This is a genomic window from Peribacillus sp. N1 (assembly GCF_054600815.1).
This window is the reverse complement of the sequence record NZ_BAAHZO010000010.1, coordinates 56,264-68,835: the sequence shown is the minus strand read 5'-3', so window position 1 is coordinate 68,835 and position 12,572 is coordinate 56,264. Positions and strand designations below refer to the sequence as shown.

10 protein-coding genes are annotated in these 12,572 nt (G+C 42.6%); 4 read left to right on the top strand and 6 right to left on the bottom strand.

Annotation, left to right across the window (positions count from 1 at the left end; all coding sequences use genetic code 11):
* Positions 1–28 precede the first annotated feature (28 nt).
* The 5 genes from ACYP5M_RS24865 to ACYP5M_RS24845 all read right to left on the bottom strand — a co-directional run bounded on the left by ACYP5M_RS24865 (position 29) and on the right by ACYP5M_RS24845 (position 5,755).
* On the bottom strand, positions 29–943 hold the full coding sequence (locus ACYP5M_RS24865; RefSeq protein ID WP_459735651.1) for an isochorismatase: 915 nt from the start codon (positions 941–943) through the stop codon (positions 29–31).
* 37 nt (positions 944–980) lie between these two features.
* Positions 981–2,606 (bottom strand): (2,3-dihydroxybenzoyl)adenylate synthase, encoded by a 1,626-nt coding sequence (locus ACYP5M_RS24860; protein ID WP_459735650.1) that lies wholly within the window; start codon positions 2,604–2,606, stop codon positions 981–983.
* A 20-nt stretch (positions 2,607–2,626) separates the two neighbouring features.
* Positions 2,627–3,850 carry an isochorismate synthase DhbC gene (gene dhbC, locus ACYP5M_RS24855; protein WP_459735649.1) on the bottom strand — a complete coding sequence of 408 codons (1,224 nt, stop codon included), beginning with the start codon at positions 3,848–3,850 and terminating at the stop codon, positions 2,627–2,629.
* Between the two features lie 52 nt (positions 3,851–3,902).
* Positions 3,903–4,688, bottom strand: a complete 786-nt coding sequence (locus ACYP5M_RS24850; RefSeq protein WP_452445297.1) for a 2,3-dihydro-2,3-dihydroxybenzoate dehydrogenase — start codon at positions 4,686–4,688, stop codon at positions 3,903–3,905.
* A 212-nt stretch (positions 4,689–4,900) separates the two neighbouring features.
* Positions 4,901–5,755 carry an alpha/beta hydrolase gene (locus tag ACYP5M_RS24845; protein WP_459735663.1) on the bottom strand — a complete coding sequence of 285 codons (855 nt, stop codon included), beginning with the start codon at positions 5,753–5,755 and terminating at the stop codon, positions 4,901–4,903.
* A 502-nt stretch (positions 5,756–6,257) separates the two neighbouring features.
* On the opposite strand from ACYP5M_RS24845, the gene ACYP5M_RS24840 reads away from it, so the two are divergent.
* Genes ACYP5M_RS24840 through ACYP5M_RS24825 form a run of 4 tightly spaced genes read left to right on the top strand, consistent with a single transcriptional unit; the run spans position 6,258 to position 10,114 of the window.
* Entirely contained in the window at positions 6,258–7,232 is a 975-nt protein-coding gene (locus ACYP5M_RS24840; protein ID WP_459735648.1) for an iron-hydroxamate ABC transporter substrate-binding protein, read from the top strand.
* A 22-nt stretch (positions 7,233–7,254) separates the two neighbouring features.
* Entirely contained in the window at positions 7,255–8,262 is a 1,008-nt protein-coding gene (locus ACYP5M_RS24835) for a FecCD family ABC transporter permease (RefSeq protein WP_101225699.1), read from the top strand.
* Entirely contained in the window at positions 8,255–9,277 is a 1,023-nt protein-coding gene (locus tag ACYP5M_RS24830) for a FecCD family ABC transporter permease (RefSeq protein ID WP_101225698.1), read from the top strand. Before ACYP5M_RS24835 ends, ACYP5M_RS24830 begins: the two co-directional genes overlap by 8 nt.
* A gap of 15 nt (positions 9,278–9,292) precedes the next feature.
* A complete protein-coding gene (locus ACYP5M_RS24825; RefSeq protein ID WP_434168282.1) occupies positions 9,293–10,114 on the top strand; it encodes an ABC transporter ATP-binding protein in 822 nt (273 codons plus the stop codon).
* A 320-nt stretch (positions 10,115–10,434) separates the two neighbouring features.
* On the opposite strand, the gene nagE is transcribed toward ACYP5M_RS24825, so the two are convergent.
* Complete coding sequence (nagE, locus tag ACYP5M_RS24820; RefSeq protein WP_459735647.1) at positions 10,435–12,345, bottom strand: N-acetylglucosamine-specific PTS transporter subunit IIBC; 1,911 nt, start codon at positions 12,343–12,345, stop codon at positions 10,435–10,437.
* Positions 12,346–12,572: the final 227 nt, after the last annotated feature.

Below are 12,572 nucleotides of genomic sequence, written 5' to 3'. Positions count from 1 at the left end.
CGTTTTACCCCCTTCTTTTTGGATTCAGTCACGCTAACGCTTTTTGTGAAGACAGTAGTTCCCACCAGGCAGCGATTGTCGGTTTTTCAGCCATCTGCATGAAATTAATCTCTGCCCCTTTTCCCCTTAGGATCTCAACAAGGCTCATCATTCTAATCGAATCCATTCCTAGACCCACTAAATCCTCCTCATCATCAATATCTGATGGAGATTCACCCAGAAGATCAGCGATCTGATGCCTTAGGCCTTGCAATGTCAAACCGTGCTCATCACTTTCTTCAACAGAAGTAGCGAACGATTGCTCTTCGCCGTTCAATTGTTCAAGCAAACGGGATGTTGATGTTGTAACAGCACATCGTTCAGCTGCATATTTAATCGCCATTTTATGCTCTTCCAATGAAAAGTCCGCCACCGCATCAAATACCAAAAATGGTTCTATATCCTGCATGAAGGCTTCACTTGCCGTCAACAAACACCCAATATGGGCATATACCCCGCAAATGATCAGTTGATCACGTCCTTGTTCTTTCATCATTTCTAAAAGGTTTGTCCTTTTAAATGCGCTATAACGCCATTTAGTCAGTACAATGTCATCTTCGCTTGGAGCGACCTCATCCACCACTTTCGTTTGATTGATATCATCATCAAGTCCTGGACCCCAAAAGTCTGTAAGCAGTGCACGATCTTCCGGGTTTTGATTACCAGGTTGTGCTGTATAAACGACAGGGATCCCCAGTTCCACACATCGACTTTTTAAGGACTGAATATGTGCTACCAGTTCAGTGATCGGTGATTCACTTGCTGTATAGTAATTAAGGAAATATTGTTGCATATCATGAATGAGAAGCACGGAACGCTTTGGATCCGCTTTCCACGCAACTTTATTTTTTGGTAACTCCAATTCAACAGGCATTGTATACGGTGTGATAGCAGGAATAGCCATCAAATCACTCCTTCTATGATTTTTAGATTTTTTTTATTCACTTCATCGTAAATCGACTGTTAAGCTTATCCGATATAATTTGTCGTAATGCTTTTTTACTCACTTTACCTAACGGCGTTTTTGGGAAGGAATCAATGAACTCAACCCGGTCAGGAATTTTAAAGACGGCGAGCCCCCGCTCCTTCAAGAATTGTTTAAGTTCCCTTGCCTTCGGTGCCTGATTGCGCGGAATAACGAATGCACATGATCTCTCCCCTAGATAATCGTCCGCCATGGAAACGATGGCTGCATCATGTACTCCATCATGAGCCAAGAGGTGATTTTCAACTTCCTCAGCGGCAATTTTTTCACCGCCACGATTGATTTGATCCTTATCGCGGCCTTCCACAACTATATAGCCTGACTCAGTCATGCTGACCAAATCACCAGTTCGATAGAATCCATCTATGGTGAATGCCTTCGCATTATGCTCTTCGGCTTTATAATAACCGCAAATGGTATAGGGCCCTCTCGTTAATAAATGTCCCACTTGCCCCTGTTGGACATCCTGGTCTTCCTCATCAACAATTCGGATTTCATCAAATTCCGACATCGGCCTGCCTTGTGTGTTGATGATTATTTCGTCAGGGTCGTTTAGTCTTGTATAGTTAACTAGACCTTCAGCCATGCCAAAAACTTGCTGTAACTGGCAGCCGAAGGCAGGAGTTACCCGACGCGCAGCTTCTGCACTGAACTTAGCTCCTCCAACCTGAATCACTTGGAGGCTGGATAAATCATGGTCACGGGTAGATACTGCATCAAGCCATCTCAAGGCCAGAGGCGGTACAAGAGCGGTGATCGTCACGCCTTGTTTTTCAATAAGCGGGAATGCCTCATCAGGACTGGGGCCTGGTGAAAGGACCACCCGGCCACCCGCATAAAACGTGCCAAAGGTACCTGGCGAGCTCATTGGATAGTTATGGGCAATTGGCAGCACGGCGAGATAAACACTCTCCTTGTCCAGCTGGCAAATTTCAGCGCTAACCCTCAAACTGTATATATAATCATCATGTGTTCTTGGGATCAATTTTGATAATCCCGTACTTCCCCCTGATAATTGAAGAAAGGCAATGTCACATGAATCCACTTTTGTTTCATTCTTATTTGGGTTGATATATAAATCCGCAAAATTAACGAATTCTTCTTCTTCACCCATGACAATCACGTTTAACAAGGTATCACTCTTGCTTTTTGCACCCCTTGCAAGATCACGATAATCAAATCCGGCGTGCATATCCGGGATGATGTAGGCAACTGCCTCAGCAAACTCGCAAAAATAGTTAATTTCACTGCTTCGGTGCGTGGGTAGAGCAAATACAGGCAATGCTCCTAATCTGAATAGTGCAAAACAAACCTCAAAGAATTCGATTACATTGGGCAGTTGGACCACCACTCGATCACTTTTCTTTATTCCCAGTTTATGAAATCCAGCTGCCAGCCGATCTGCACTATTGTCCAATTCCGCATAGCTCATGTTTCTTTCCCCGCTTGTAATGGCGATGCGCTCACCAAGTTCCTTGGCACGATCACGCAACATTTCCCCGAAGGTTTCCCCTTTCCAGCACCCCTCCTTTCGATATAAATCCGCAAATTCCTTAGGCCATGAAGTACACCCTTTTAGCATCCTTTATCCCTCCAAACACTTTAATTTAGTGACTTTGCATCTATTCCCATTGCACGCAGCATAGTTTGAAATTTAGCTGATGTTTCCGCAAGCTCTTCTTCTGGTTTGGATTCTGCAACCACCCCAGCCCCAGCGAATAAGCGAAGAACTTGTCTCTCTACTTCCGCGCACCGGATGGTAACGACCCATTCCCCATCTCCTTCTGCATCGCACCAACCAACCATTCCTGTAAAGAATCCACGATCAAATGGTTCGATTTCCTGGATGGCTTCTCGTGCAAGGTCAGTCGGTGATCCACATACAGCAGGTGTCGGGTGAAGCGCAATCGCTAGCTCCAATGACGAAGTTGCGGGATCATTGAGTTCACCTTTTACTTCCGTTGACAGATGCCACATGGTTTCGGTATGTATCACTGTTGGTTTTTCCGGCACATCCATCGTTTTGAAAAAAGGTCTAAGTGCATCAGCTACGGCATGGACAACAACTGCATGTTCATGTAGATCCTTAGAGGAGGAAAGTAACTCGTCCGCTCGCCTCTTATCCTCGACAGGGTCATCACTCCTTGGCCTGGACCCTGCCAGAGGATTTGCCAAAACCTGTAATCCCGATCTTGAAACAAGCAATTCTGGGCTGGCCCCAATCAGCGTTTTCGAGCAGGTGGCATCATCTTTCCCCTTTGCGCTTTGGGGTAAATCCACTGCAAAGGTATAACCATTCTTGTTATGCTGAGCTAGATTATGAAGTAACGGATTGATATTCACTGTTTCCGATGAAGTAAGATGCAACGTTCTTGATAGGACGATTTTGTCAAGATGGCCGCTTTTTATATACGTAAGGCCGCGTTCCACGCCCTCCATATACAGAGAAGGTTCGGGTACCGATTCCATTTGATAAGTTGGCTTTTGGGTTTCCATTGAAACGGTTGTTTGATTATCTTGCAAAGGGGCTGAGGAACTTATGTTTTCAGGTACAATAAGTTGAGCGTCCTTTTGATGATCGAATGGAACAGCACCGGTTACCACTGGATTGGCATGCCCTTGCTCTTTTGCCTTTTTTAATGCAGCAGCCACCCTTGCGGCGAGACTTTCCATTTGATTTGCATTCTCTTCATCTCTTGGAACCGTTATGAAGGAACCTTTTCCCAATAGTGTTCTGTATGGCGATGCAAGGAAAAAGTCACCAACCTCATACTCGTCCAACAGCTGTTTTTCCAATACGGCAGAAACGCCTTTAAACTTCATCATATTAAACCCCCTCCAAATTCACTTAATATTCAGATTCCCGCGCATGGCCATGTCAAGCACCTAAAGTGGCTCCACCATCCACACATAAATTACTCATTGTAATGTGATTCGATTTATTGGATATGAAAAATAGGATAGCGTCCACTATATCAGTAGGCATGGCTATTTTTTTCAGTGGGATTCCTACCTTGAATGCTTCAGGCATACCATTTATGACAGCTTCGGCACCATTCTCGTCGTTCCACAGGGACCATTGCATCTCCGTGTCCGTAGATCCGGGGGAAACGATATTGCAGCGGATATTATATTGGGCCAGCTCCAAGCCTAAACACTTCGTAAACATGACGGCAGCTGCCTTCGATGCCGCATAGGCAGCCAATGAGATTCGAGGGACACTTGCGGCATTCGATCCGACCGTGACAATCGACCCTCTTTTTCTCGTCACCATGTATTTGCTCACTGAACGAGATAGATTAAACACACCAGTGGAGTTGACTGCGAAAGTCTTAGCCCAATCTTGGTCACTGAATGACTCGATCGTTCCAGTGCGCAACACTCCGGCAACATTGACCAGTGTCTCTATTGGACCAATATCATTCTCAATTCCTTCAACAATGCCATCGATTGCATGACTGTCGCTCACATCCGCTGGAAAGGCATATACCTCCAAGCCTTGAGACTTCAATTCACTTACGTATTCATTAAGCTTTTCGGCATTATAATCAATGGCCGCCACTATAAGGCCAAGCTTGGCTAAAGCCTGAACCACGGCACCTCCAATACCTTGAGCACCACCCGTTACAAGGGCAACCTTCCCTTTACATTCCAAAAAGTCCACCTTGACACTCCCTTTCCAAATCAAATAATTCAATGTATAGCAAGCCAAATACAATCCCCTTGGCAAACAGGGGCGGTACATGGCTTTAGCAAATGCTTAAAAAGTAAAATTCCAATTAATAATGATAATCATTATCAATTGGAATCTACAGGTAATGATATATATTTATAACTTAATGGTCAAGTGCCCCCCACTTATTTACTGAGAAAGACCTATTTCTTACCAGGCACATTTCTCTTCAAAGCAAAACGTATGGCCCTGTTAATCAAAGGCGGCAAAACTGAAAGATGCCCCTCTTCTTCAAACTCCTTGAATTGAACATTCATTCCGCTATCTTTTAAGGATAATCGTTTTGATAATTCCAAAGCATTTTCGTTCATGCCGCTTTTATGGGTGCCCTCCAGTTCACCCACGCCAAGCAATAAGGAAATATCACCATTTCCTTGATTCAATCGGGAAAGAAACCTATCCTCCTCCTCACGGAACCACTTTTTGTTCCAATGGAGAGATGGGCTCCCAGCTATGTATGTTTGGAAAGCATACGGATTTTCAAAAAGAACATATAAAGCGAAAAGACCGCCAAGGGAATGCCCGAAAAGCGTTTGGCTATTGTAATCGACCTTATACCTTTTACCGATTTCCGGTTTTAAATCGTCTTCTATGAATTTCAGAAAGTTTTCCGCCCCTCCATGTGAAGGCCATGGACTTCCGTCTGGTCTTACTGGTAACTCGCTAACCGCAACGGGCAGAGTGAAGTCATAATAACGTTCAGAAGAAAATGGTGCATTGGTGGCATATCCAATACCCACAATGATGGCGGGAACCACGCCTGACTTTTCCGGCCGGCGCGATTGCAATCGTACCGCCTCAACCATCGTTCCAAATACGGAATTGGCATCCAGCAAATAAATGACCGGATATCCCGAGGGTGGCGGCTCTTCCATTGGCTTTGATACAAAGATTTGGTATTCACGTTCCCCGGTACTCGAATGCATGAGAAAGTGTTGAGTTCCTTTGATCGTAACCTCTGTACTGGCAGTAGTTTTGTCCATTACGCTTTTGTCCATTTTTTTATGCATCATCTAAATGAATTCCCCCAACCTCTAATACTCGTAATCTTATTCAATGTTTTACTTCTCAAATAATTTAAGCTCTTTTAATATCAGCCTAATTTAAAAGAATGTAATTGAGAAAGATTACCATGACACCGATAATGATAATCTTTCTCAATGAATATATCAACCATACACCGATAATTTTTCCCTATCATTTTACAAAAAGGAGCTTTCCCACCCCCTTTCCCCACCGATTTTCAAAGCCTTTTTGACATACCAAAAACATTACTATGGAAAATTATTCTTGAAATAATTGAAAATTAATTATATATTTAATAGCATGTTAAATTGATAATGATAATCGTTATCACTAACACACGTCATTTTGTTAAGCTATTGTTAATTTCAACCGGCAAAGGAAGTGAAATAGATATTCAACCAATAAGGATTTGTTTTCGATCCTATGAAGCAGCGATAAATTATATTTAATATATTCAAAAAGGGGAATCGACTAATGAAAAAGCAATTATTCGTACTTGGAATGGCAACAGTATTCAGTTTAGGACTTGGAGCTTGCGGTAATGCCGAAAAGACTTCCGAGGATGCTTCACAGAAGAGCAAGGTGACAGATACGGCGAAAAAAGAAGCAAAGACCCAAACCGTCACATATCTGGATAAGGAGTATACAATCCCAGCCAAAGTCACCAGTATCGCCACTGCTAGTTTAGAATCAATGGAGGATGCAGCCATATTAGGGATTAAACCTTCTGGTGTTGTTACTGTAGGTGGAGAAATACCTGAATATTTGGCTAAAGACCTCGAAGGTGCTAAGTCGATCGGTGAAAAAATGCAGCCGAACTATGAAACTCTTCTTGGGATGAAACCTGATGTGATCATGTGGTCTTCTAAATCCCCAGCTAATGTGACGGAACAATTGGAAAAAGTGGCGCCAACATTCCCTTATTCACATATTTCGACAAATTGGGAAGACAACCTGCGGTTAATGGCCAGCCTTGCCGGAAAAAAAGATCAAGCTGAAAAAATCATCACAACCTATAATGATGACGCCGCAAAAGCAAAACTGGAAATTGGTGAAAAACTGAAGGATAAAAAGGCTTTAGTGGTGAGAATCCGGAACGGCAGCCTATTCCTATATCCTGAGGATGTATATTTCAACCCAGTAATTTATAAAGATCTAGGCTTGACTGTCCCTGAAGAAATTAAGCCTATTAAAGCACAAGAAATGATTTCATTAGAAAAATTTGCAGAACTGGACCCAGATTATGTCTTTTTGCAATTCTCGGAAAGTGAAAATGCACAAAAACCGGAAGCGTTAAAAGATTTGGAAAACAACTCCATTTGGAAGAGCATCACGGCAGTAAAAGACAATAAAGTGTTTGTAAACTCGGTTGACCCCCTTGCCCAAGGTGGAACGGCTTGGAGTAAAACAGCTTTCCTGAAGGCTGCAACGGAAGAATTAGCTAAATAAACAGTAAGGTGCGTTGATTGATATGGCAAAAACAAATTCATTACCAATAATAATTCTTTGTATGGCACCTCTATTGATTTGCTTCTCCATCGTATTATCGATTTTATATGGTGCCAAAAATATAGATTCCATAACGGTATGGAATGCCATTTTCCACTATGACTCTAGTAACGTTGACCATACGATCATTATGGCTTCTCGCTTGCCTAGAGTTTTGGGTGCCCTACTCGTCGGGGCATTTTTAGCCATATCAGGAGCACTCATGCAGGGGATGACAAGAAATTATCTTGCATCCCCTTCAATCATGGGAGTGACGGATGGCTCTGCTTTCGTAATTACACTTTGTATGGTATTTGCTCCAGGTATGTCTTCATTCCAAATGATCCTCTTTTCCATGTTAGGTTCTGCATTGGGAGCCGGAATTGTCTTTGGTTTTGGGTCGCTGCTTCCAAATGGATTATCACCCGTTCGATTAGCCATAATCGGAACTGTGATCGGGACATTTTTAAGCAGTATTTCTGCTGCCATAGCATCCTATTTCCAAATTTCCCAGAATGTAAGTTTTTGGTATAACTCGAGATTGCACCAGATCGATCCCAATGTACTAAAATTGGCGATACCGTGTGGAATGGTGGGAATCATCCTCGCCCTATTCATCTCAAAATCCATTACGATATTATCTTTAGGCGAAGAAATTTCCATCAATTTAGGTCAGCGCACAAAAATAGTAAAAGCTGTGGCCCTCCTTTCCGTCATTTGCTTAACGGGAATCGCAGTGGCGCTTGTAGGGAAAATCGGTTTTGTTGGACTTATCATCCCCCACATCACCCGGTTTTTAATTGGGATAGATTATAAGTGGATCGTTCCATGTGCTGGGGTAATCGGTGCGGTTTTTCTAGCTCTTTGCGATGTCTTGAGCCGGTTTGTTAATTATCCATTCGAAACCCCCATAGGAGTCGTTACTTCCCTGATCGGCATTCCTTTCTTCCTGTACTTAATTAGAACGAGAGGCGGAGAAAAGAATGGATAAGAATACTCGGTGGCGCTTCACCATCACGATGACCATCATTTTATGTTTAATCGTTATTACAAGTTATTTTAGTTTGATCTCCGGTACATTCGACATGACCGTCAAAGCTGTCCTTCAGACATTATTCAGGGTGAATCCAGTTTCCGATTTTGATTTGGTCATCTTTGATTTCAGGCTTCCCCGCATTGTGATCGCCGGTTTGGTGGGAGTGAGCTTAGGAATTGCAGGGACTGTCATTCAAGGGGTTACGAAAAATGGCTTAGCCGATTCCGGTATTCTCGGTATTAATGCCGGTGCTGGTACGGCCATTGTCATTTTCATGTTTTTCTATCAAGGTCAAAACAGCGGCTCGGACTGGTTATCCATTATGAGTTTTCCGCTATTCGGTTTGGTGGGCGGGCTTTTGGCAGCCCTATTGATTTTCCTTTTCTCTTGGAAGAATGGCACCCTGGACATGGGCCGCCTTTTACTGACCGGAATCGCCATAGGCTCGGCATTTGGTGCCCTTTCCTTATATTTATCATTAAAAATGAAGTCAACCGATTTTGAAATGGCAACGGTTTGGCTTTCAGGAACGATATATGATGCGAACTGGAAATACATCGCATCGATGTTACCATGGATGATAGTCCTGATTCCGATTATTAAGAAAAAGGCGTATTTACTGGATTTGTATCAGTTGGAAGAATCGAGCGTTAAAAGTTTGGGGGTTTCAGTAGAAAAGGAAACGATCATCCTTTTACTCTGCAGCATCGGATTGGTGGGCGCCTCCGTTTCAGTATCGGGAAATATCGGATTCGTAGGTTTAATGGCTCCCCACATAGCAAAGCACCTTGTAGGTATCCATCACAATCAGGTAATTCCAGTATCGGGAGCAATTGGTGCATTGCTGGTGATCGCATCCGACTTTATCGCAAAAACCGTTTTTGCACCGGCTGAATTGCCAGTTGGGATCGTCATCTCAATTATTGGTGTCCCATATTTTCTTTATTTACTAATTAAAGCTAAAGCGTAGAAGGAGAGATGATCAGTGAGTATTCTCCGCATGGAAAATCTAGAAACGAATTACGAGAAATTCACGGTGTTCAAAGACTTGAACTTGGAAATAAAAGAAGGCCTGGTCACTACCATCATTGGTCCTAATGGCTGTGGTAAATCCACATTACTGAAAACGATAGGCCGCATTCTAAAGCAAAAGAGCGGAAGCGTTTTTTTACAAGGTCAGGATTTACATAAGATCCATACGAAGCAGATTGCCAAGCACTTGGCTCTACTTCCCCAAAACCCGGTTGCTCCAGCCCAATTGAAGGTAGAGGAGCTTATTTCATATGGAAGGTATCCGCACCGCAATAATGTAAATAAATTAACGAAAGAAGATAAAGAAACGATTGAATGGGCCATGGATATCACCAAAACCCTTTCATTTAGAAACCGGGAGATCACAAATCTTTCCGGTGGTCAAAGACAAAAAGTTTGGCTAGCGATGGCTTTAGCACAGAAAACGGAGATTTTATTATTGGATGAACCGACCACCTACCTTGATATGGCTCATCAACTGGAGGTTTTGCAGATAGTTGAAAAGCTTAATAAAGAACAAAAAATAACGACTGTCATGGTGCTGCATGATATTAACCATGCGTCCCGGTTTTCACATGAAATCATAACGATGAAGGAAGGTGAAATCGTTAAAATCGGTACCCCCACCGAAATCATTACACCTCCCGTTTTAGAAGAAGTCTTTCGTATTCATGCAAGGGTCATGATAGATCCTGCCAATGGGGCACCCGTTTGCTTTGGTTATGACAATTTATCACAGCAAGAAGTATATAAAGAAGCCGTTTCATCCAATTGAAAGTTGTGCTTCTAAAAGTGGTTCGGAAAACGTATATTTCATCAAATGATAATCCCTAATCAACTGACCCAAACCAACTCCTCAAGTTTGGTTTCCATCTGAATTTTAAAAACATAGTTGATTGGAGCGAATGTGTGAGACTCAGCAGGCGCAAGCCAAGGAGGCTCCACGATCGCCCGCGGAAAGCGAGTTTCTTGAGCGGAAATCAACATCCAAAATGTACAAGCCATAAAAAAAACTGCAGGCAAACTCGCTTTTCTTTGAGTTTGTCCACAGTCTAAAGGGATGTCGACAATGTCGACATCCCTTTTTCGATAAATTTATAGTTTTTCCAACTTGATGATATCTGGTGTATTTTGTTTCTGGATCCCTGACTTTTGCAATTTCACTGCCGTTCCTTCAGGTAAGTTAGTGAATATAATAGGAGTGACCGTTGATGGGGCATTCCGTTTTATGAAATCTAAATCAATTTCCAAAAGAGGTGTTCCTTTTGTTATTCTTTGACCCTCTTGTACAAGAGATGTAAACCCTTCTCCATTTAATTTAACCGTATCTAAACCAACATGGATCAAAATTTCCAGACCATTATCCATTTTCAATCCCAGTGCATGATTTGTCGGGAAGATACTTAGCACTTCCCCATCGACTGGGGATACTAGTTTTCCGTTGACTGGCTCGATAGCAAAGCCATCCCCCATCATTTTCATAGCAAACACTTGATCGGGAACTTGTTCTATCGGTAAAACGGTTCCTTCAATTGGAAGGACAAAGTCATTTGCACCCAAAGCTTGGTTTTCCTCTACAATATCCTCTGCCACTTGTGCAGATGGAACTGCTTTCACTTGGCTTGGGTCGACGCCATTCTTGACAAGTTGTTTCATTGCATTTGCAACGAATTCAACATTCGTTCCAACAATGACCTGCACACTCGATTTATTCAACTTCATGACACCGCGCGCACCATGCCGTTTTAAGGCTGCTTCATTCACATTTCCTGAATCGGCCACTTGTAAACGCAAGCGTGTTGCACAGTTATCAATTAGCTTTATATTCTCTTTACCGCCAAGATCTTGAATGAAAAGCGATCCCATATCGGTATATTTATCCCCTGTTTTCACAATAGTTTCTTCTTCCACTTCTTCCTCATCGTCTTCACGGCCAGGTGTTTTTAAATCCATGACCTTGATGACAAAATAGAAAATCACGAAGTAAACTGCCGCGTATACTAAGCCAATCGGTATTAACCATAGCGGTTTTTGCGCAATACCAAAGTTCAAGAAATAATCAATGGCTCCTGCGGAGAATCCAAAACCATGATGGATATCCAATATAACAGCAAGTGCCAGGGAGACCCCGGTTAAAAGGGCATGTATTACATATAACACCGGTGCGATGAACATGAACAGAAATTCAATCGGTTCAGTGATTCCTGTAAGGAAAGAAGTGAAAGCTAACCCAACAAGCATCCCCGTCACCAATTTACGTTTCTCTTTCTTTGCAGCTGCAATCATCGCTAATGCCGCAGCTGGAAGACCGAACATCATGATCGGGAAAAAGCCGGTCATGAAGGGCCCAGCAGTCGGGTCCCCTGCGAAGAAACGATTTATATCACCTGTCGCTCCATTGTACTCACCAAAGACGAACCAAACCATACTATTCAAGACATGATGTAGGCCTACTGGAAGCAATAAGCGATTCAAAACGCCGAATACGCCGGCTCCCAATGCCCCTGCACCTGTAATCCAGTCACCAACACTATTGATTACATCTTGAATCGGCGGCCAAACAAAACCGAATATTGCCGCAAGTATAATCATCGCAAGCGAAGTGATGATCGGGACGAATCGTTTCCCTGAAAAGAATCCAAGCCATTCAGGGAGTCTTATGTCGGAGTATCTATTATATAGAAGAGCGGCAACTATACCGGATATAATACCGCCTAAAACAGCCATGTTGATATCTTTATTAATCGCTTGTGTACCATTCGTTAAAACAAAGTAACCAACAAGACCTGCCAATGCCGCAGCACCGCTTCCATCTTTGGATAATCCAATCGCTATACCTAAAGCGAACAATATGGCAAGATTATCAAAAATGGCTTGTCCCGAGGCAGCCATAAATGGAATATTGAGTAAATCCGGTTGCCCTAAACGAAGCAATAAAGCCGCTGCTGGCAAAACAGCAATCGGTAACATTAAAGCCTTACCTATCTTTTGTAAAAAATTTAACATCGAACTCATCTCCCTTGTTCTTAACTTCTTTTGATTCAGCAGAACGAAAAGACGTATAAAGCGTTTTCATTTTATCAATATAATAACTTTTCTTTGGCTTATACTAGCACAGAAAATATATAGATGTCTATACCAATTCACTTAAAAATATACTATTTTCTTCGAAAAAAAAGCAAAAAATGCTTTTTTAATCCTGATATACCCCAACTGGTCTAGACAACTTTTAA